The sequence below is a fragment of the Paraliobacillus sp. PM-2 genome (genome assembly GCF_001368815.1).
Lineage (GTDB): Bacteria > Bacillota > Bacilli > Bacillales > Amphibacillaceae > Paraliobacillus.
The window spans coordinates 43,287-65,531 of record NZ_CTEI01000003.1 but is presented as its reverse complement, the minus strand read 5'-3'; the positions used below and the strand labels follow the sequence as shown (position 1 = coordinate 65,531).

20 protein-coding genes and 1 riboswitch are annotated in these 22,245 nt (G+C 36.8%); of the genes, 16 read left to right on the top strand and 4 right to left on the bottom strand.

Features of this window, described 5'->3' with window-relative positions:
• Positions 1 to 274 precede the first annotated feature (274 nt).
• On the top strand, positions 275 to 787 hold the full coding sequence (locus BN1058_RS12890; RefSeq protein ID WP_090858485.1) for a GNAT family N-acetyltransferase: 513 nt from the start codon (positions 275 to 277) through the stop codon (positions 785 to 787).
• A gap of 15 nt (positions 788 to 802) precedes the next feature.
• Positions 803 to 1,420, top strand: coding sequence for an NUDIX hydrolase (locus tag BN1058_RS12885; protein WP_090858482.1), 618 nt, complete (start codon positions 803 to 805; stop codon positions 1,418 to 1,420).
• Between the two features lie 112 nt (positions 1,421 to 1,532).
• Here BN1058_RS12885 and BN1058_RS12880 read toward each other — a convergent pair whose 3' ends face one another.
• Positions 1,533 to 2,456 (bottom strand): DUF4349 domain-containing protein, encoded by a 924-nt coding sequence (locus BN1058_RS12880; RefSeq protein WP_090858480.1) that lies wholly within the window; start codon positions 2,454 to 2,456, stop codon positions 1,533 to 1,535.
• Between the two features lie 292 nt (positions 2,457 to 2,748).
• Here BN1058_RS12880 and BN1058_RS12875 point away from each other — a divergent pair, with 292 nt between their 5' ends.
• The 14 genes from BN1058_RS12875 to ribE (BN1058_RS12810) all read left to right on the top strand — a co-directional run bounded on the left by BN1058_RS12875 (position 2,749) and on the right by ribE (BN1058_RS12810) (position 19,565).
• Entirely contained in the window at positions 2,749 to 4,008 is a 1,260-nt protein-coding gene (locus BN1058_RS12875) for an argininosuccinate synthase (protein ID WP_090858478.1), read from the top strand.
• A complete protein-coding gene (gene argH / locus BN1058_RS12870; RefSeq protein WP_090858475.1) occupies positions 4,005 to 5,435 on the top strand; it encodes an argininosuccinate lyase in 1,431 nt (476 codons plus the stop codon). Before BN1058_RS12875 ends, argH begins: the two co-directional genes overlap by 4 nt.
• A 141-nt stretch (positions 5,436 to 5,576) precedes the next feature.
• Positions 5,577 to 6,674 (top strand): carbamoyl phosphate synthase small subunit, encoded by a 1,098-nt coding sequence (locus BN1058_RS12865; protein WP_090858472.1) that lies wholly within the window; start codon positions 5,577 to 5,579, stop codon positions 6,672 to 6,674.
• Positions 6,667 to 9,891, top strand: coding sequence for a carbamoyl-phosphate synthase (glutamine-hydrolyzing) large subunit (gene carB / locus BN1058_RS12860; protein WP_090858469.1), 3,225 nt, complete (start codon positions 6,667 to 6,669; stop codon positions 9,889 to 9,891). Before BN1058_RS12865 ends, carB begins: the two co-directional genes overlap by 8 nt.
• The gene (argF, locus tag BN1058_RS12855) at positions 9,888 to 10,841 is read left to right on the top strand and encodes an ornithine carbamoyltransferase (protein ID WP_090858466.1); all 954 of its coding nucleotides are present in this window, start codon (positions 9,888 to 9,890) and stop codon (positions 10,839 to 10,841) included. Before carB ends, argF begins: the two co-directional genes overlap by 4 nt.
• A 136-nt stretch (positions 10,842 to 10,977) precedes the next feature.
• Positions 10,978 to 11,697: an ABC transporter ATP-binding protein gene (locus BN1058_RS12850; RefSeq protein ID WP_090858463.1), complete on the top strand. Its 720-nt coding sequence runs from the start codon at positions 10,978 to 10,980 to the stop codon at positions 11,695 to 11,697.
• Positions 11,697 to 12,710 carry an ABC transporter permease gene (locus BN1058_RS12845; protein ID WP_090858460.1) on the top strand — a complete coding sequence of 338 codons (1,014 nt, stop codon included), beginning with the start codon at positions 11,697 to 11,699 and terminating at the stop codon, positions 12,708 to 12,710. The genes BN1058_RS12850 and BN1058_RS12845 overlap by 1 nt, the downstream gene beginning before the upstream one ends.
• An 11-nt stretch (positions 12,711 to 12,721) precedes the next feature.
• Positions 12,722 to 13,390: a TetR/AcrR family transcriptional regulator gene (locus tag BN1058_RS12840; protein WP_090858457.1), complete on the top strand. Its 669-nt coding sequence runs from the start codon at positions 12,722 to 12,724 to the stop codon at positions 13,388 to 13,390.
• Between the two features lie 184 nt (positions 13,391 to 13,574).
• Positions 13,575 to 14,489: a UDP-N-acetylmuramate dehydrogenase gene (murB, locus tag BN1058_RS12835; RefSeq protein WP_090858453.1), complete on the top strand. Its 915-nt coding sequence runs from the start codon at positions 13,575 to 13,577 to the stop codon at positions 14,487 to 14,489.
• A 196-nt stretch (positions 14,490 to 14,685) separates the two neighbouring features.
• The gene (locus BN1058_RS12830; RefSeq protein ID WP_090858450.1) at positions 14,686 to 15,234 is read left to right on the top strand and encodes a VanZ family protein; all 549 of its coding nucleotides are present in this window, start codon (positions 14,686 to 14,688) and stop codon (positions 15,232 to 15,234) included.
• 637 nt (positions 15,235 to 15,871) lie between these two features.
• A riboswitch (FMN riboswitch) is annotated at positions 15,872 to 16,019 on the top strand.
• Between the two features lie 111 nt (positions 16,020 to 16,130).
• Positions 16,131 to 17,222, top strand: coding sequence for a bifunctional diaminohydroxyphosphoribosylaminopyrimidine deaminase/5-amino-6-(5-phosphoribosylamino)uracil reductase RibD (gene ribD, locus BN1058_RS12825; RefSeq protein ID WP_090858447.1), 1,092 nt, complete (start codon positions 16,131 to 16,133; stop codon positions 17,220 to 17,222).
• On the top strand, positions 17,223 to 17,876 hold the full coding sequence (gene ribE, locus BN1058_RS12820; protein WP_090858444.1) for a riboflavin synthase: 654 nt from the start codon (positions 17,223 to 17,225) through the stop codon (positions 17,874 to 17,876).
• 12 nt (positions 17,877 to 17,888) lie between these two features.
• Positions 17,889 to 19,082 (top strand): bifunctional 3,4-dihydroxy-2-butanone-4-phosphate synthase/GTP cyclohydrolase II, encoded by a 1,194-nt coding sequence (locus BN1058_RS12815; protein WP_090858442.1) that lies wholly within the window; start codon positions 17,889 to 17,891, stop codon positions 19,080 to 19,082.
• 15 nt (positions 19,083 to 19,097) lie between these two features.
• Entirely contained in the window at positions 19,098 to 19,565 is a 468-nt protein-coding gene (gene ribE, locus BN1058_RS12810) for a 6,7-dimethyl-8-ribityllumazine synthase (protein ID WP_090858439.1), read from the top strand.
• A 116-nt stretch (positions 19,566 to 19,681) separates the two neighbouring features.
• Here ribE (BN1058_RS12810) and BN1058_RS12805 read toward each other — a convergent pair whose 3' ends face one another.
• From BN1058_RS12805 to BN1058_RS12795, 3 genes are read right to left on the bottom strand one after another with little or no spacing between them, the layout of a single operon-like run.
• Positions 19,682 to 19,912 carry a hypothetical protein gene (locus BN1058_RS12805; RefSeq protein ID WP_090858436.1) on the bottom strand — a complete coding sequence of 77 codons (231 nt, stop codon included), beginning with the start codon at positions 19,910 to 19,912 and terminating at the stop codon, positions 19,682 to 19,684.
• Complete coding sequence (locus tag BN1058_RS12800) at positions 19,909 to 21,093, bottom strand: Ger(x)C family spore germination protein (protein WP_090858433.1); 1,185 nt, start codon at positions 21,091 to 21,093, stop codon at positions 19,909 to 19,911. The genes BN1058_RS12805 and BN1058_RS12800 overlap by 4 nt, the downstream gene beginning before the upstream one ends.
• 50 nt (positions 21,094 to 21,143) lie before the next feature.
• The gene (locus BN1058_RS12795; protein WP_090858430.1) at positions 21,144 to 22,232 is read right to left on the bottom strand and encodes a GerAB/ArcD/ProY family transporter; all 1,089 of its coding nucleotides are present in this window, start codon (positions 22,230 to 22,232) and stop codon (positions 21,144 to 21,146) included.
• Between the last annotated feature and the right edge of the window lie 13 nt (positions 22,233 to 22,245).

The following is a 22,245-nucleotide window of genomic DNA, read 5'->3' as shown; positions in this document are numbered from 1 at the left end:
TACAGGGAGATCAAATCAAGAAGCGATTTGATCTTTTTTCATATCAGTAAGTGGTGATTTTTTGATGAAAAATGATCATCTCCGGTTTTGGGAGATGATCGCGCAGGAATATATCAGCGCTCGCAGGAATATATCAGCGCTCGCAGGAATATATCAGCGCTCGCAGGAATATATCAGCGCTCGCAGGAATATATCAGCGCTCGCAGGAATATATCAGCGCTCGCAGGAATATATCAGCGAAAAAACGAACTAACAATGGAAGGGAGGCTATGAAATGAAAATCAGAGTTGCCTCAACAGAGGATTACGCCGCAATTGCAAAGGTTCACGTGGACAGTTGGCGTGAGACGTATCATCATATTGTTCCTCATTCTTATTTAGATCAATTATCATATGTTGAAAAGGAAACACTTTGGCAAAAGATACTTGCTAGCGGAGCAAAGGTTTACGTAGCAGAGAACGATTGCGGTCAAATTGTCGGTTTTGCTAATGGAGGAAAAGAACGTACAGGAGATTATCCACGTTATCAAGCAGAAATTTACGCGATCTATATACTACAATCGTATCAAAACAAAGGAATCGGAAAAGCGCTAATTCAACGTGTAACAACAAATCTAAAAGAACAACAATTAAATGGTGTACTCCTTTGGGTATTAGCAGACAATCCTTCCGTAGGTTTTTACCAAGGAATTGGTGGGAAAAAGGTGGATGAAGAAGAAATAACGATTGGTGGTAAACAATTAATAGAAGTAGCTTATGGTTGGGATGATGATTCTCCAAAAAGTTAGTAGAGAGGTGTTAGAATGAGTGAAAAATGGTTAGATTGGGCAAAAAGGATGCAAGCAATTGCTCAAGCGGGGTTAACTTTTTCCAAAGATGTGTTCGACCAAGAACGGTATCAAGAATTAAGCGATTTAAGTGTCGAGATTTTACACGCATATACAGGGGTGAAAACAGACAAGATTACTGATTTATTTACTAATGAGACAGGCTATCCGACTCCCAAAGTAGATGTCCGTGCAGCTGTGTTTAAGCATAATCAACTATTATTAGTGAAAGAAAAATCTGATGATGCATGGGCTTTACCGGGTGGTTTCTGTGATATTGGATTATCCGCATCCGAGAATTTAAGAAAAGAGGTCGAAGAAGAAGCTGGTCTAATTGTTGAGCCTAGAAAACTAATAGCTGTGTTAGATAAAAATAAACATGGCCACCCACCAGATCCTTTTCATTTTTATAAACTGTTTATCTATTGTGACATAGTAGATGGACACGCGCGAACCGGCGTAGAAACAAATGATGTGCAATTTTTTCAAGAAAGTCATTTACCGAATCTATCATTAAAGCGTAATACCGAAGCACAAATTAAGATGATGTTTGACTTTATGAAAAATCCGTCAAAGCAAACAATATTTGATTAGAATAGCTCTTAGCGTATTTAGTTTTGATGTTTGAAATAGTTTAGCACTTAATCGATTACAAGCAAAATCCCACTCTATGTACTGCATAAGAGTGGGAGTAATATAATTTACTTTATTCATTCCTGTTATTTCTTTGGCGTTTCCATACAAAATAGCCAAACCCGACAGCAATCGTAATAATAAGAAGAACTGGTAAATTACCGACTAAAAATACTATCAGTCCTGATCCGGCCGATAACAAGAAGTTTATACTTTTCTTCAATTGTTCTTTTACTTTTTCCCAAGTATTCAAGTCTTCATCTTTAACAATATCTACCCGGTTTTCTCGGATATGCATAGTTACCGTAGCAAGATCTGATTTATTTTCTAAATAGTTCATTCTTCCAGTGATTTGCTCGATTTCCTCTTGTACCTCAGCAAGGTCATTAGAAATTTTTAATAGATCTTCTGTTTTTTCTGCTTTTTCCATAAAGGATAGTAGTCTTTCTTCAACGACTTGTTTGGATTTCAATCTTGATTCTAGATCGACATATTGTTCGGTCACATCTTCACCAGATACACTTTTTTGTAATACCTTCATGTCACCTGTTTCTACCAAGCGAATAAAGCTATCAAATTGCTCTTGTGGAATTCTTGCAGTAATCGTTCCTTCTTTTTGTTCATTATCTACCTGGTATGACTCTGAAGTAACAATATAACCGCCTGTGCCATTAATTTCTTTTTCCAACTGGTCCATTGCACCTTGAAAATCTGTTACTTCTAAGTCTAAATTGGCATGATAGATAATTTTACGATCTGCCTTCGCTCCTTCAGGAATAGCTTCATTACCTTTTTGCTCGACTCGTTCATTTGATTGATTTGCGGCTTCGTCCTCTGAGTTAGAAGGTAGTTCCTCACCTATTGAAGAATCCTCTGTCATCATTTCCGTTGAATCATTCGCTCCTTGCGATGTACTTTCCATTTTATCATTACTACTACAACCGAAGAGTATAAACATTAACAACAATACCAACATCAATCCGAGTTTTTTATACATGTCATTAACCTCCTTTTTTTGGTAGAAAAACGTTTTCTTATTATTATAGTCGTCATGGACTTACAAAAGGTTGCAACAGTGTATAAATATTAAATAATCATGCATATTTAATTTCTTGTCTGATATAACTATTTATATTTTAAATAGATTATTTTTATTGTAAAAATAATAAAAAACATTTAAAAAATTCTTAAAAATCACTTGAATTAATATACTGAATGGTGCATAATAATTCATACAAACAAATGAAACGTATTTAAAGAAATAAATAAATTGTTAGGAGAGGTTATACATGGCGAAGGAAAAAGTAGTATTAGCATACTCTGGCGGGTTAGATACATCGGTAGCAATTAAGTGGCTTCAAGATCAATACAATTATGATGTGATTGCAGTAGGCTTAGATGTAGGAGAAGGCAAAGATTTAGAATTTGTAAAAAAGAAGGCCTTGGACGTTGGTGCGATTAAATCTTATTCTGTTGATGCGAAAGCATTATTCTCAGAAGATTACGTGCTACCAGCTTTACAAGCAAACTTATTATATGAACAAAAGTATCCGCTTATTTCTGCGCTATCACGTCCATTAATTGCTAAAATATTAGTTGATATTGCGGAAAAAGAAGGAGCAGTTGCAGTAGCACATGGCTGTACAGGGAAGGGAAATGATCAAGTTCGGTTTGATGTTGCGTTTACTGCACTCAATCCATCATTGAAGATCGTTGCACCAGTTCGTGAGTGGAAGATGACAAGAGATGAAGAAATTGCATATGCAGAGAAAAATGGTATACCCGTCCCTGTCGGATTAGATAGCCCTTATAGTGTAGATGAAAATTTATGGGGACGTAGTAATGAATGTGGTATTTTAGAAGATCCTTGGGCAGAAGCACCAAAGGATGCATTCGATTTAACTACAGATCCAGTTGATGCCCCAGATACACCAGAAACGATTCAAATTTCTTTTGACAAGGGGAAGCCCGTAGCTATTAATGGTAAAGAGCTACCGCTAGATGAGTTAATTTTACAACTAAACAAAATGGCGGGGAAACATGGTGTTGGACGTATTGATCATGTTGAAAACAGATTAGTTGGTATTAAATCACGTGAAATTTATGAAGCGCCAGCTGCATTAACATTGATTGCGGCACACCAAGAACTTGAAGCATTGACATTACCTAGAGAGGTGGCACAATTTAAGCCAACTATTGAACATAAATTAGCACAAACAATTTATGATGGCTTATGGTATTCCCCACTTACTAGTGCATTACAGGCTTTTATTAAAGACACACAAACGTATGTATCAGGAACGGTAAAAGTAAAATTATATAAAGGCCATGCACAAGTGGTAGGCCGTGAATCAACACATTCGTTATATGATATGGACCTTGCAACTTACACAAAAGGTGATGCATTTGATCATGAAGCAGCCTTAGGATTTATTAAACTTTGGGGATTACCAACACAGGTACATGAAACAGTAACAGGTGCACAACAAGATAAGAAAGCTGTTATTACAAAAACAACGATAGATGTAAAGGAAGCGATCAAGCAATGAAATTATGGGGCGGACGGTTTACCAAACCTACCAATCAATTAGTAGATGAATATACAGCATCCATTCGATTTGACCAAAAGCTAGCCGCTTTCGATATTCAAGGTAGTCTCGCCCATGTTGCTATGCTTGCAAAATGCAATATTATCTCACAAGCAGATGCGGATACAATTGCTAAAGGTTTAAAGGTAGTTGCAGATAAAATTGCGAATGAAGAAGCGGAATTAACAGAAGAGAACGAAGATATTCATATGAATATAGAAAAACTGCTCATTGATGAAGTAGGGCCTGTTGGTGGGAAATTGCATACGGGGCGAAGTAGAAATGACCAGGTAGCACTCGATATGCGGTTGTATTTACGTGATGCTGTAGTAACAATCAATCAGTTATTAGTAAATGTACAAGAAGCTTTATATAAGCAAGCCCAAAATAATTTAGATACTGTATTACCAGGGTATACCCATTTACAACGAGCACAGCCTGTTTTATTTGCACACCATATGATGGCATATGTGTTTATGTTTCAACGTGACATAGAACGTATCATTGATAGTTGGAAACGAATCAATCGTTCTCCCTTAGGAGCAGGTGCTTTAGCTGGTACGTCTTTTGCAATTGATCGTCATGATGTAGCCGATACATTAGCTTTTGATGGTGTCACTGAAAATAGCTTAGATTCGGTAAGTGATCGTGATTTTGTTGTTGAATTTTTAGCCGATGCTTCCTTAATTACTACACATTTATCTCGATTATCTGAAGAACTTGTACAATGGTCTAGTGCTGAGTTTGATTTTATCGAATTAGATGATGCTTTCTGTACAGGAAGTAGTATGATGCCTCAAAAGAAAAATCCAGATGTACCGGAATTAGTGCGTGGAAAGACAGGACGTGTCGTTGGTCATTTGATGGGTATGTTAACAACTTTAAAAGGACTGCCACTTGCTTATAATAAAGATATGCAAGAAGACAAAGAAGGTATGTTTGATACGGTGGAAACATTGAAAGGCGCGCTAGCATTGTTTGCGCCGATGATTGAAACAATGGAAGTAAAAAAAGAAAATATGTACGAAGCCGTTGCAAAGGATTATTCCAACGCAACCGACTTAGCTGATTATTTAGTTGGAAAAAACATCCCCTTTCGGGAAGCACACGCTGTTGTTGGGCAAACCGTACTATACAGTATCGAACAAGAAAAATATTTGCTTGATTTAACATTAGCTGAATTTCAACAATTTTCAGATGAAGTTGAAGCAGATATCTATGAAGTGCTAGCACCAAAATCGGTTGTCAATGCTCGAAATGTAGCAGGAGGAACCGCTAAAAATCGCGTAGAAGAACAATTCAAACAGGCTGACGAACTGTTTGAGACAAATAAAATCTGGTTAAAAGAGAAATTAACCATCCTGCAAAAGTTATCACTAAATAAGTAACAGATCTGTTTTAAATTAAAAAATTTGAGTGTCCAGTATAGACAATAGAAAACTAGCATCATGCTAGTTTTCTTTTAAGAAAAAATGTATATTTATTAGTTTATTAGTATAATTATGCATAAGTGAATGGAGGGATAAAAGATGACAAAGCAAACAGGTTATCTGATTTTAAATACAGGGGATGTATTGGAGGGGAAATTTCTTGGAAAACCAATAAAACAAGAAGGTGAAATGGTCTTTAATACAGCCATGACTGGTTATCAAGAAGTGTTAACAGACCCTTCTTATGCAGGACAAATTGTTACACTCACTTATCCATTAATCGGAAACTATGGTTGTAATGATACAACGAAAGAAAGCTATTGCCCATCATTGGCTGGTTTAATCATCGGAACAGCTTGTAATACACCAGATCATTATCAATCCGCTTATTCTATTAAAGACATGGTAACCAAATACAACATCCCAACGTTACAGGAAATAGATACTCGTGCATTAACTCGAATCATTCGTGAGTATGGAGAAGTATACGGGAAGATAACAACAAATCAAGCCGATAAACCAAAAAATTGCAAGGTGAATCCTAACCTTGTAAAACAGGTTTCTGTTCCATCTATGCAACAATATCATGCTTTGCAATCTCCTTCTTCTCATCAAAAAGTCCATGTTGTTGTGATTGATTTTGGATATAAACACTCGATTACAGAATCATTGTTACATTTAGGCTGTGATGTCACAGTTGTTCCTTATGATACTTCCTTCGCTTCTATTAAACGTATCGATCCTGATGGGGTGATTCTTTCGAATGGTCCAGGTGATCCAACAAATGTACAAGAGCAATTACAGACACTAAAACAAGTGGTACAAATCTATCCTACTTTAGGCATTTGTTTAGGTCATCAACTCATTGCATTAGCGTTTGGTGCTACAACGAAACGACTTCCATATGGTCATCGAGGAAGTAATCACCCAGTAAAAGATTTATTAACAGGGAAAGTAGTGATTACTTCACAAAATCACGGCTATGTTGTGGATGATGCTTCTATTGACAACACAGATTGGATTATTTCGCATCGAAATGTAAATGATCAATCGGTCGAAGGGTTAAAACATAGGCATATGGATATTACAACAGTACAGTTCCATCCAGAAGCACATCCAGGCCCGAGAGATACACATGAAATCTTTGTGCATTTTGTTAAGCGGCTAAGTGAAAAAGGAGTGAAACAACATGCCTAAGCTTGAGCAGATTAAGAAGGTATTAGTCATTGGTTCAGGTCCCATTGTTATTGGGCAAGCAGCCGAGTTTGATTATGCCGGTACACAGGCTTGCCTTGCGCTGAAAGAAGAAGGTGTTGAAGTCATTCTTGTTAATAATAATCCAGCAACGATTATGACTGATGAAAATATTGCAGATACTGTTTATTTAGAGCCTTTAACTTTAGAATCCCTTCAACATATTATTGTAAAGGAAAAACCAGATGGCTTATTACCTACATTAGGCGGACAAACTGGATTAAATTTAGCAATGGAATTAACAGAAGCAGGTGTGCTAGAAAAACACGATGTGACATTATTAGGCACACCATTAGAGACGATTCAAAAAGGAGAAGATCGTGAAATATTTAAATCAATGATGAAAGAGATTAATGAACCGATAGCAGAAAGTGTGTCTACAAGTTCGATCGATCATGCACTAACGTTTGCTGAGAAAGTTGGTTATCCAATCATTGTTCGTCCAGCTTATACACTGGGTGGCGCTGGTGGTGGCATTGCAAATAATGCCTCTGATTTAAAGCAAATTGTTAAGCAAGGGATGCATGCTAGTCCAATCAGTCAAGTATTGATTGAACAAAGTGTAAAAGGGTGGAAAGAAGTAGAATATGAAGTGATGCGTGATGCAAATGACACATGTGTAATTGTTTGTAATATGGAAAACGTTGATCCGGTTGGCGTACATACTGGTGATAGTATTGTTGTTGCACCCTCACAAACGTTAACAGATAATCAATATCAAATGTTACGATCATCCTCTGTAAAAGTCATTCGAGAGCTTGGTGTGATTGGTGGTTGTAATATTCAATTTGCTTTAAATCCATTAAGTAACGAGTATATTATTATTGAAGTAAATCCTCGAGTCAGTAGATCAAGTGCATTGGCGTCTAAAGCAACAGGGTATCCCATTGCAAGAATTGCAGCAAAAGTAGCACTTGGTTATCACTTAGATGAAGTACTAAACCCTATCACAGGAGATACCTATGCTAGTTTTGAACCAGCTATTGATTATATTGCAGTAAAAATACCACGTTGGCCATTCGATAAATTCTATCAAGCGGATCGTTTACTAGGAACACAAATGAAGGCGACTGGAGAAGTGATGGCGTTAGCAAGAAATTTTCCAACAGCACTAAATAAAGCAATTCGTTCACTTGAAATTGGTTTGGATTCCTTAGAACTACCTGCATTAGAAAGTTGGAGCAATGAATCTATTAATCAAGCATTAGTTAATCCAACCGATGAGCGTTTATTTGTTGTTGGTGAAGCAATTCGTCGAGGCTACACGATCGAACAATTACATGAAATTACAGCAATCACGAAATATTTCTTACATGAAATTGCAGCTATGATAGAAATGGAGCAAAGCTTAAAACAAAATAGTTGGCTAGAGGTTTCTAAAGAAGATTTAAAGAAGGCAAAGCATTATGGCATATCAAATAAAACGTTAGCATCTATTTGGGCTGTTTCCGATAAAGATATTCAAGTTCGCTTAGAACAAGAGTCAATTGTACCGGCATATAAAATGGTAGATACATGTGCTGCTGAGTTTGCGGCTGATACCCCATATTTTTATAGCTCATGGAATGAACGAGATGAAGTGGAGTCCTTAACAGAGAAGCGACGCATGGTTGTACTTGGCTCAGGACCAATTCGAATTGGTCAAGGGGTAGAATTTGATTACTGTTCTGTACATGCGTCCATGTCATTAAGGGAACAAGGAATTGCAGCAATTGTTGTTAATAACAATCCAGAAACAGTAAGCACGGATTTTAATACAGCTGATCATCTCTATTTTGAACCGTTGACGGCAGAAGATGTCATACAAATCGTAAAAAAAGAACAAGCAGATGGCGTACTTGTTCAGTTTGGTGGCCAAACAGCTATAAAGCTAGCAAATGATTTAGTAGAACAAGGGATTGCCATAACAGGTACAGACTTGCATGTCATAGAGGCTACAGAAGACAGAGATCAGTTCTATCAATTACTAAAAAAATTAGACATCCCACATATTCCGGGTGATACCGTGATGTCGACAGCAGATGCACAGCATGTTGCCGAAAACATTGGTTATCCTATTTTACTTCGCCCATCTTATGTCATTGGTGGCCAAGGAATGGTCATTCTTCATAATGAAGAGGAACTTATCACATATTTAACGCAATTAAAACAAACCACTAGCTATCAGCATATTTTTCCCCTGTTAATTGATCGGTTTATTCAAGGGTCTGAAGTGGAAGTGGACGCAGTATGTGATGGGGAAGATATTATCATACCTGGAATTTTTGAGCATGTTGAAAAGGCTGGTGTTCATTCTGGAGATAGTATTGCTATTTTTCCTGCACCAAGTCTTTCTAAAGCAGAAAAGGAGATAATTGAGGCTTATACTCAAAAAATTTCTGCTGCTTTAGAGGTGAAAGGGATCATGAATATCCAATTTGTAATTAGTGCAGATCGACAAACGATTTATTGTTTAGAAGTAAATCCTAGAGCCTCTCGAACTGTACCTATTGCGAGTAAGGTGACAGGTGTACCGATGATTGACTTGGCAACACGTGTCCAAATGGGAGAGAAACTTAATCAACAACAATGGAATCTTGGATTGCATCAAGATGTCCCATTTTATGCGGTGAAGATGCCAGTTTTTTCAACCAATAAATTACCAGGGTTAGATCCGATTTTAGCACCAGAAATGAAATCAACTGGAGAAGCCATTGGGATTGGCTCTACTGTAGTAGCCGCATTAACAAAAGCATTCGGATGGAAAAAAGAGTTCTTCCAACCAATAACAGACGATAGTGCTATATATGTATCATTGGAGCAAGTGGAAGAAGAATTGGCAAATGTTTTGCAAACAATTACGGGAAAAATTGTGGCTGATGATGAGACGGCGACTCTTTTATTAGAAAAAGGAGTGGAAGTTGATCAGGTAGCATCCATACAAACGGCTATTGCATCAAATAATCAAGAAACTTTTTCCGTAGTATGCAGTACGAAGCTTGACAAATTAAGTAAGAAATTGCGTGAAAGTACTTTACAAGCAGGTGCAATCTGCTTAACAGCAAATCAGACATTACGGGCGTATGTACAAGTAATGACACAAACATTAGAAGCACCTAAGTCCATACATGCGTATCAAAAAAAACAGAATGTAAACAAAAAGGAGGGCGTATTACGATGATTAAACAAAATAATGTATCATCAAACCTTATCGGAAGAGATTTTTTAACACTTACTAACTATCAACCAGAAGAGATTATGTATCTATTAGAATTAGCAAAAGAAATAAAACAGAAACAAAAGAAAGGAGAAGTCTATCAGCCATTAAAAGGAAAAGTATTGGGACTGATTTTTGAAAAATCATCTACACGAACACGTGTATCGTTTGAAACAGGAATTTATCAACTTGGAGGAACAGGGTTATTTTTAAGTTCTAGTGATATTCAACTAGGTAGAGGAGAAACCATAGCAGATACTGCCAAAGTGTTGTCTAGTTACTTAGATGGGATCATGATTCGTACGTTTGCGCAATCAGATGTAGAAGAATTAGCGAAAAATGCTAGTATTCCGGTAATGAATGGATTAACTGATCTGTATCATCCTTGTCAGGTGTTAGCTGATTTACAAACGATACAAGAAGTGAAGGGAACATTGGCTGGGCTAAAAATCGCATATATCGGTGATGGTAACAATATGGCACATTCACTCATGCTAGGTGCAGCGAAAATGGGAATGGATTTTAGTACTGCCGCACCTGAAGGCTATTTACCAGATGACTCGATTGTTAAAGAAGCGAAAGCTATTGCAAACCAATCTTCAATTACGATCACGACTGATCCAAAAGAAGCGGTGAAAGATGCGGATGTAATCTATACGGATGTCTGGGCGAGTATGGGGCAAGAAAGTGAGCAAGCAGCCCGTGAAAAGTTGTTCGCTGCATATCAAGTCAATGAGGAACTCCTTACGCATGCTAAGTCAGATTATATATTTATGCATTGCTTACCAGCACATCGTGAGGAAGAGGTTGCTACTGCTATTATAGACGGTTCTCATTCTGTCGTATTTCAAGAAGCAGAAAATCGTCTTCATGCCCAAAAAGCATTGATGGTAGCGTTAATGGCCGGTGCTTAATATAATGATGAAAAGCTACAAGGTTAACTCGTTAGCCTTGTAGCTTTTTTAGATAAAGGTCTTTACATTACTAAATAATGCTTTATAATTAAAAGTGAGTGATTACTCACTTTTTTAATTTGGAGGGGGTAAGCAAATGTGTTCGATTATTCATTTGGATCAAGTAAATCAAGCTTATGGAAAAGAAGTTGTGCTTAAGGATATTCAGCTAGAGATTAACAAAGGCGAAATATATGGATTATTAGGTCCGTCTGGCTCTGGCAAAACCACTTTGGTAAAAACAATCATTGGTGCCATAACACCAAAAAGTGGTCTGATTGAAGTAGAAGGTGTAAAAATGCCTAACTTAAATAAATTAAATGATATTGGTTATATGGCACAAGCTGATGCATTATATGATGAACTAACCGCCAATGAAAACTTAGCATTCTTTGCGAAATTATATCGTATGCAAGGTTCCTATAGAAAAAGACGAATAACTGAAGTGTTAAAGCAAGTAGATCTATTAGCAGATAAAGAAAAACGAGTTGAGCATTTTTCAGGTGGTATGAAAAGACGATTATCACTTGCGATTGCTTTACTGCATGAACCCAAATTATTAATTTTAGATGAACCAACCGTTGGAATAGATCCGGTACTGCGCAATCAAATTTGGGATAGCTTTTACCAATTAAAAGAAGCAGGTGTCACTGTTATTATTACGACACACGTAATGGATGAAGCGGAGAAATGTGATCGCTTAGGCCTTTTACGAAATGGCCATATTCTAGCAAGTGATACGCCAATCTCATTGAAGCAACGAACAAATACAGCAACCATTGAGGAAGCTTTCTTGCAGTTAGGAGATGTTCAATAATGAAAATAACCGCTATTATTACACGAATTGTACAACAGTTCATTCGAGATAAACGAACACTCGCTTTATTGTTTTTGGCTCCATTACTAATTTTAATCTTAACCTGGGTTGTTCTTGACCAAGAAGCAGCAGGTGATTATGCTATTGCAGCTGTAAGTGTCCCTGAGCCTGTCGTGGAAAAGATAGAAGGTGAGCATATTGAAATGGTGGAAACGAGTACGCCATATGCAGATTTAGCAGATGGAGAGGTTCAAGCAGTCTTGACTTTGGAAGATCAACAATTACAGCTTACTGTTGATAATAGCCAACCTAATGCGGAGAAAGCTTTATTCATGCAATTACAGCGTGCCCTTTCAACAACGAACAATACAAACATTGCATTAGAAGTGACTGATTATTACCAAGCAGAAGTAGAAACGACGTTTGATTATGTTGGTCCCGTTTTAATCGGATACTTTGCCTTCTTTTTCGTATTTTTAGTTGGAGGTATTTCTTTTTTACGAGAAAAATCCCAAGGTACAATGGAGCGGTTATTTGCAACACCTATAAGGAGCTGGGAGATCATTATTGGTTATCTAGCAGGTTTTGGTGTGTTTGCAATTATCCAGTCCATTGTAGTAATTGCCTTTAGTGTGTATGTGTTATCTATTCCAATTCAAGGATCTGTTTTACTTGTTATGTTTATTACCTTGATGCTTGCATTAACTGCACTTACATTGGGAATGTTGCTGTCAACCTTTGCTAAGAATGAATTTCAAATGATGCAGTTTATTCCAATTGTTATTGTCCCTCAAGCCTTTTTCTCAGGACTATTTTCTTTGGATAATGCACCTGCATGGGTAGAGGGAATCGGTCGAATCATGCCGATTAAATACGGTGCCTCTGCACTAACTGATGTTATGATTAAAGGCAATGGCTTTGGTGAGGTTAGCTTGGATCTCCTCATTTTATTTGGATTCTCTAGCTTATTTTTTATCCTCAATCTTGGTACACTGATAGCATATCGTAAATAAGGGTGAAAACAATGATGGACAAAGCATATATTCAACAATTATTAGAAGTCGACAAAGAACCAGTAAAATTAACAGAAAAGAAAGCGGCTATCTTAACAAAGGCAATTGAAAACTTTGCAAAATATGGTTATGCAGCAACCTCCACTAGTGAAATTGCTAAACAAGCAGGTGTTGCGGAAGGGACAATTTTCCGACATTATCCTTCAAAAAAAGATTTACTAATGGCTATTGTTAAACCAGGTATTTTGCAGTTAGCCGTTCCTTACTTTGCTGAACAAATGATAGAAGAAGTATTTCATTCAGAGGAGGTAGATTTAGAGGGGTTATTACGTGTGTTTATTTACAATCGAATTAGTTTTGTAAAGAAAAATGTCCAAATGATTCGAATAATTTTACAAGAAGTAGCTTTTCATCCAGAGATACAACAAGTGTTTAAGGATATATTTGTAACAAAAATTTATCCAACTGTGAAAGAAAGGCTAGAAAGCTTACAACAGAAAGGAAAGTTAAAGGAACTTCCGATAGATACAAGTATTCGTTTTATCTTGTCTACGGTGTTAGGGTTTATTTTCCATCGTTATATCCTAACGACAGAACCTGTATTAAATGAAGAACAAGAAGTGGACTATGTAATAACATTAATTTTTCACGGATTACAGCCTAATCATACAAAAGGATAAAAACGGAATACTGTAAATAAAAACGAATGTAATGGAAATTTTTTACGAGAATAGTGTAGCGATGTGACATACATCTACAAAAGCTCCAGAAAATCTGTATTGGCGAATAGGTCAGTCTCCTGCTATAATTTAGGTTGTGTAGTTTTTTACGTGTGTCATAATGACAATTTAAAGGATGATTATTATGGAGAAAGAGCCTACTGTTTTTCAAGCATTAAGCCAATTAACTGCTGAAGAAAATATTTTAATAGATGAACCACTTAAACATTATCTATATACAAAACTAGGTGGAAAAGCTGATTTTTTTGTTACGCCAGCGAGTATAGAAGAAGTTCAAGCCATTATTCAATACGCTAATCGGGCAAAAATCCCTTTCACACTATTGGGAAATGGATCGAATCTAATTGTACGTGATGGTGGTATTCGTGGTATTGTGATGAGCCCCAAACGATTTACTAGCATACGTCGAGACGGAAATACATTAATCGCTGAAAGTGGTGCTCGTATTATTGATGTATCTTATCGCGCGCTAGATGAAAAGTTAACCGGTCTTGAATTTGCGTGTGGTATTCCGGGCACAGTCGGAGGCGCATTATATATGAATGCTGGAGCTTATGGTGGAGAGGTTAAAGATTGCCTAGAGAAGGCGGTTGTTGTTGATCCTAGTGGTACGTTGTTAACGCTTGAAGCCTCACAATTAGATTTAAGCTATCGATCAAGTAATATTCCTGAAAAAGGATATATCGTACTAGAAGCACATTTTCGCCTTGAACCTGGAGAGGAAAAGGAAATCAAAGCAGTGATGGATGAGCTTACGTATAAGCGGGAGTCAAAGCAACCATTAGAGTACCCATCATGTGGTAGTGTATTTAAACGACCACCAGGTTATTTCGCAGGAAAACTAATTCAAGATAGTGAGCTGCAAGGAAAAGGTATTGGTGGTGCAGAGGTTTCAACTAAACATGCTGGCTTTATTGTCAATAAAAACAATGCGACGGCATCGGATTATATTGCTGTTATTGAAATGGTACAGCGAACGGTTAAAGAAAAATTTGGTGTTGAACTAGAACGAGAAGTTCGTATTATAGGAGAAGATTAACTAAATTATTTTACAGCATACCAACTAGAAAATGGTGTGCTTTTTTTATAGTCAAGGAAAAAAATCCATTTATATTAGACAAGTTAGTTAAAAGCTTATTCTGTGATAGAATAAAGAGATAAACTTCGAATGGAAGAGTAGCTTGTTTGCATATATATGAATATAATCGAAAGAAATATAAGAAAGGATTCAACGAATGATTAGTCTTGATCCCATTATTATTTACTCGATGTTGACATTAATTTGGATATGGTATAGAGGAAATCGCTATTTATCTCATAAAGGGAGATTTCGTTTTTTAAGAGAGATTGTTATCAATTTATTTTTTGTTTATTTGCTTGCCGTTACTTATGTAACCATGGAGCCATTTTACTTCACCAATGCACTAACAAAAGAAAATACAATTAGCTTCGACACGAACCTTTTTTATAATTTGCTTCATATGGCAGATGGTTATTTAATGTTTCAACTATTGTATTCTTTAGGTAATGTAGTGCTTTTTGTCCCGCTTGGTATTTTTGTTCCATATTTGTTTAAACATACCCGTCATTTTTTTGTTATTTTGTTGTTAGGCTTTTTTTCATCATTAACGATTGAATTGATACAGACATCTTTTACATTAACACGATTGGCAACGGTAGATGACCTATTTTTTAATACATTCGGTGCAGTGCTTGGGTATTTGGTATTTACAACAATAAGATTTAGTTATTACTCAAATTCCTCACTAAAAAATAACTGCTGAGCGTTAGCTGTACTATGACTAAATATTTGTAAACTCTAATGTACCATTACCTGCTACAGAAGCAAATGGATCCCCTCTCCGTGGGCTCAGCCTCAGCTAACTTGATAAAGAAAATCACTTTACCAAGTGGATCTTCGGCTTAAGCGGTTCCTACTAAATCGTCTTTAATGCATTATTATGTTTTTAGACTATCTAGCGTGTCAAATGAAATGGACGAGACTCCTACGGGAACAGCACGAGCCGAAAATCCATTTTTAGAAGTGCTTTTTCTTCTAAAAATTAGTTGAGGCCGTGCCCGTGGAAAGCGAGTTCATTTCACTTGAGGAGCGGTAAAAGATATAATTTTATGGGAGTTTACCACCTTATAGAATAGATGAAATGAAGGCTGTTACATGACAACTGTAGAATAAATTTTTCAAGATGCATGAAAACAAACAGTTAAGTCGAAGTCAACTTTACCTTTGGATTGTGGAGACTTCCTAGTTATACCAAGGTTTATTTGTCAATTTCCCTCTCCGAAAGTTGAGTTATTACAAGACTATTTAGCTTATAAAAAAAACAGAAATGCATAAGCATAAAAAAGAAAAAAACTTGAGTATCTACTATAACCATGTTAAACTATGAACAATCGAATAGGTAATTCCTTTGGGGCAGGGTGTAAATCCCGACCGACGGTGATAGATAGACGAATATCTTCAGTCCGTGACCCGGAGCACATAGGTGTGAAGGTGGATTTGGTGAAAATCCAAAGCCGACAGTGAAAGTCTGGAGGGGAAAAGGAATAACGAGTAGACATAACCAATAGGATATGTTTATTTACTAACGCTAACAAAGCCCCAGAACTAGAAAGTCTGGGGCTTTTCTGTGCTTCCACAATAAAGAAGGAGTGGATGCAGATGACAAAGGAAAATTACATGGATATTGCTTTATCACTAGCAGAAAGTACAATTGGACAAACAAGTCCTAATCCATCGGTTGGAGCAGTTATTGTTAAGGATGGACGAATTGTAGGCATGGGAAGCCATTTACAAGCTGGCAAAGCACATGCAGAGGTGGTTGCAATAAACCAGGCAGGAGAGCAAGCAGAAGGTTCTGATGTATATGTGACCTTAGAACCTTGTGCACATTACGGTAAAACAGCACCATGTGCGGATTTGCTTGTCCAACACCATGTAAAGAAAGTATATATTGCTTGTGTTGACCCGAATCCCGCAGTAGCCGGAAAAGGGATTGAAAAATTAAAGCAAGCAGGAATTGAAGTAGAGGTTGGAATTAGGGAAGCAAAAGCGTTAGAAATAAATAAACATTTTTTTCATTACATGACACATAAACGCCCATATGTCACCTTAAAAGCTGCCATGACACTAGACGGTAAGACTGCAACGAAAACTGGTGACAGCAAATGGATAACCTCTGAAGAAGCAAGACACGATGTTCACAGAGAGCGTTCTATCCATGATGCCATAATGGTTGGTGTCAATACTGTCCAACAGGATAACCCACAGTTAACCACCAGACTGCCCCAAGGTGGACTAAATCCCATTCGAATTATTTTAGATACGCAGTTATCGATTAATCGAGAAAGTAATCTTTTGCATGATGATCAAGCACCTACATGGATTGTTTGTGGAAGTAAAGCAAATACTAACGCATTTCAAAGAGAATTTCCTCACATTAAACTATTAAAACAATTGACACCAAACGTTCAATTGGCAGCTATGTTAGATCAGCTTGGTGAAATGGGAATTCAATCTTTATATGTAGAAGGTGGAAGTACGTTGCAAGGTTCATTTGTAGCAGATAAATTATTCCAATCATGTCATTGGTATATTGCGCCAAAACTATTAGGTGGAGCAGATGCATATACGACAGTCGGTGGAAGCTCACCAGAGAAAATGTTGGATGCAGCACAATTGTCGATCGACTCAGTAGAACAGATTGGATCAGATATAAAAGTAATTGCATATCCAAAACAGGAGGTAGAGTAAATGTTTACTGGAATTGTGGAGGAGAAAGGAACCATTTTATCCGTAAAACAGCAAGCAAATAGTTTAAAACTAGTCATTCATGCGAAAACAGTTCTATCTGACGTAAAAATTGGAGATAGTATTGCTGTAAATGGTGTATGCTTAACTGTCACTTCGTTTCTTTCAGATCAATTCTCTGTTGATGTGATGCCAGAAACGTATCGCTATTCTTCTTTATCACAAGCTCATACAGGTGTTGAGGTAAACTTAGAACGAGCCATGCATGCTAATGGTAGGTTTGGTGGTCATTTTGTATCTGGTCATGTCGATACTGTCGGAGAAATTTTAAATAGTTGGACAGAGGCCAATGCACAATATTTTTCCATACAAGTAACAGGAGATGGTATAAAGTATCTCATGCCAAAAGGTTCGATTACCATAGATGGTACGTCCTTAACAGTTTTTGATGTGGACACGGATCGTTTCATCGTTTCATTAATCCCTGAAACACAGCAGAAAACTATTCTAGGGGATAAACAAAAAGGTGATCTAGTTAACTTAGAGTATGATATGTTAGCGAAGTACATGGAAAACTTGATCAGGCATAACGAGACAGAGAAACAGACAAGTAAGGTAACTGAAGACACATTAAGAGAACATGGGTTCATCGATTAGGAGGAAACAACGATGTTAAATACAATACCAGAGGCCTTAACTGCATTAAAGCAAGGAAAAATAATTATTGTTGTTGATGATGAAGATAGAGAAAATGAAGGGGATTTTGTTGCTTTGGCAGAGCATGCCACCCCTGAAGTAATTAATTATATGGCAAAAGAAGGGCGTGGCTTGATTTGTACGCCAATGGCAACAGAATTGGCTAGTAAATTAGGATTAGAAGACATGGTTACTCGAAATACGGATCCACATGGTACGGCATTTACAGTTAGTGTAGATTATAAGGATGCACATACTGGGATTAGTGCATATGAACGATCATTAACCATTCAAAAATTAATCGAACCAGAAGCCATAGCAACTGATTTCAAACGGCCAGGGCATGTGTTTCCGTTGATTGCAAAAGATGCAGGTGTATTAGAACGGGCTGGTCATACAGAAGCTGCAGTGGATCTCGCTCGTCTAACAGGATCTAAACCAGCTGGAGTTATTTGCGAAATTATGCAGGAAGATGGGACAATGGCACGTTTACCTGCACTTAAAACCATCGCAGAAAAAGAAAGTATGCCGATCATCTCTATTCAAGATCTGATTGCTTACCGTAAAAGGTTTGATACGTTAATTCAAAAAGAAGTTGAAATAAAACTACCAACCAGTTACGGTGACTTTAAATTAATGGCATACACTGAAAAGTGGACAAAAAAGGAACATTTAGCTCTAGTAAAAGGTGATATAACAGTTAATGATACACCATTGGTTCGGATTCATTCCGAATGCTTAACTGGTGATATATTCGGATCACATCGTTGTGATTGTGGACCTCAACTAGAAAAAGCATTACACGAAATTGAAGCGGCCGGAAAAGGCGTATTAATTTATATGCGACAAGAAGGAAGAGGCATTGGCTTACTAAATAAGCTGAAAGCATATAAATTGCAAGAAGAAGGATACGATACGGTTGAAGCAAATCATCAATTAGGATTTCCTGATGATTTACGTGATTATGCAATTAGCGCGCAAATGTTAAGAGACATCGGAGTTGGGAAGTTAATATTACTTACTAATAATCCAAGAAAAATTGCTAGTATGACTGAGTATGGAATCGATGTTGTAGAGAGAAAAGAAATCCAAATTCCGCCAAATAAAGATAATGAAAATTATTTAAATACAAAGAAATCAAAATTAGGACATTTATTAAAAGGATAAGGAGAGAAAATGATTATGGCAAAATTAGTAGAAGGTAATTTAGTAGGAACAGATTTAAAGGTAGGTATTGTTGTAGCAAGGTTTAATGAATTTATTACAAGTAAGCTATTGGGTGGAGCGGAAGACACATTACGTCGCCACGGTGTAAATGAAGAAAATATTACGATCGCTTGGGTACCAGGAGCTTTTGAAATACCATTAGTAGCAAAACAAATGGCATCATCCGGAAAATACGATGCAATTATTACGCTAGGTACAGTTATCAGAGGATCTACTCCTCATTTTGATTATGTTTGTGCAGAAGTTTCAAAGGGCGTATCAAAAGTAGGTATGGATGCAGATCTTCCAGTTATATTTGGTGTGCTGACAACAGAAACAATTGAACAAGCAATCGAACGAGCTGGTACAAAAGCAGGAAATAAAGGGGCAGAAGCAGCAGTCTCCGCAATTGAGATGGCCAATTTACTTAAAGATATAAAATAATTTTATAAAAAACGAACTTGATTCAGTACTGCGCCCTTAAGGTGGATTTTTAACTCAAGCTTTAGTGGTACAGTACCTTCGAGTTCGTTTTTTATGTTTATTGCTCTAACTTTCTACTATTTTGTACTTAACAACTTACCAAAAGGCTTAAAAATCTTATCAATTAATTCTGTCGGACCTGGCATATCCGGAAAATAAAGAATAGAAATGGAGAGCGTTACGCTTGTCAGCATAAGTACTACAAAGGCTTTTTTTTCTTTTTTTTGATTCTTTTTTAACTTTGGCCATTCGTAAAGAGTAATGAGCAATGCTATGAGAATTATTCCCAAAACAGATAACCACTTCATTTTTTAACTCCTTCTTCTTTTTGTGTTCCTTGCGGTATATTGGATCGCCCTGGTCTTCTTATATAGGCTTTACAATTAATTTCAACTTCTAATTCAGGGAACTTCTCAGCCCACATATCCTTTTCCTTATTCCATTGTTTCGGAAATTTACGGTAGAAGGCTTCTCCAAAACCAAAAACGTCTGCCCCAATTTCTTTCTGAACATAATCTAATGTTTTTTGAATGCGTTCAGTTACCTTTTGTTCCAATTGTTTTTCGAGTTTGTCTGTTATTTTTGGATCAAGTACATCTAAATTTGTTTCGTTTTCTACCACGTCGTCCTCTGTAGTGATATTAACAACCATTTTCCATTTCCCGTTTTTAATTGTAGGACTAAGGTCTGTACTTGATCGTAATAGCTTAAACGAGATGTAACCTTCTGTATTTTCAGGTTCTAGTGTAACGGAAGATAATTTTATCTCATCTCGTAACCATAATACTCCTCTTGATAATGCGTTATCTATTTCCCCAACCATTTTATTTTCTTTTATAATGGCGGATCCGTTCACTCGGAGTCCCTTTGTGCCTACTGGTTTATCTTCAACTGTTATGCTTGGTAGTGCAATCGAACTCGATTCATTCGCTAATTGTTCTAATAAATCTTTTGTTGTTATATTCATCCCTATTTTTAATTTGGCAAGCTCCCTAGCCACCTCGGAAGAATTTAATTCAAAATCAGATGGAACCTTTAAGATGTCAATGACTTTACTATCGACAATAAATATATTTGCTCTTAACCTTGGAGAAGGAAAACGCGCAAAAAAATCAATATGCTTTTGAATGCCTTCTTCAGCTAATGCCTTACTAATAAAAATAACACGATTATGTCCTTCAAAAAGTTGACGGGAAAGACTTTCTTGAAGTTTAGACCTGGCGTCAAAAATGGTCCTGCCTGTAACTGTTTCAACCACAATAGGATTACCACTAGATTGACCACCACTACTACCTGATCCTGCCATTGCTTTAGGATTGGCAATTTGTACAGAAAGTTCTATATCTCCTTCTTCTGTTTTATCAAGACCGATCCCCATAACAATGGCTAAATCATTTATCTCGACTCTATCCCAACAGCCATTCAAGACTAATAATAGTAAACAGATAAGAATCGTTCGTAATAGTATGTTCGTTCTTAAAAGATGCATGCTCTTCTCCTTTCTGGTGCATGTTTAACTATTTACACGTGTTAGTTCGTTCACTTACTTCTTTTTTTGCGTATGATTGCTATAAATAGAAGAGAAATAGGAATTAACATTTGGAATAAAAACGCATAAAAGGGCCAGGTAGTTCCAGAAAAATCAATTAACTTCTGCAAGCTTGGAGTGGACCATATACTCACGACCACTAGTAAAAATCCAATCGGAAAAACAATTGGGCGATAGTTAGTTAAATCTAACCACTGAGCAACGCCAATAACTACGGCATAATAAAAAACAGAAATTTTGATAAACATACCGGTCACCCATAATGCCATTATGATAGACTCCACATGTTGTAGAAAATCAGCTATGCTGATATAACGGGCAGCATCCATAAAGGGATAGGTGAAAAACGGTGTGAGATCGCCAAACAATAGAAGCGAAAATAAATTAGAAATGACTAAAGTTATCATGACAAGTGTTACTGCTATTATCCCCCATTTTAACCCTTTTCCGTTCCTATTTAAGTAAGGGAGAAAAAAAGAAATAAGTATAAATTCGTTAAACCATTGTGAAGGTATAAGGGCCCCCTTTAACGATGGTGTCAGTCCTTCACCTAAAATAGGAAATATATTCTCAGGATTTAGAACAGGTACAAGTAATATAATGATGAATAGAAATAACACCACAAATACTGGGAAGAAGAATTGAGAAGCTCTTGCCATTACTTCCAGTCCCCCATATACTGTTATGGCACAAACAAAGGCCATGCTTAAAATAATAACGATCATTGGCGTTTTCGGTAAAAAATTTCCAATAACAAATTCACCATAATCTCTTAAATTCAATCCATTTGTGTGAAGTAAAAAGAACAAGAAACCAAAACTGATTAACTTCCCAGGTATCACCCCAACAATTTTCTCGCTAAATTGTATAAGTGTTTTCTGTGGATAATAGTGATGAAGAAGATAGGCTATAAAGACGGAAAGGTAACCAAAAATAGATGCCCATATTGGTGACAGCCACATATCTTGTTTCGCAAAATTTCCTGTGGTAGCTGGTAAAACAAGAATTGCCGTTGCGGTGATAGTTGGGTATAACAATACAGTCATCTGTAAAGCACTGATTTTTCCTTTTTCAAGCATTAAGTCCTACCTC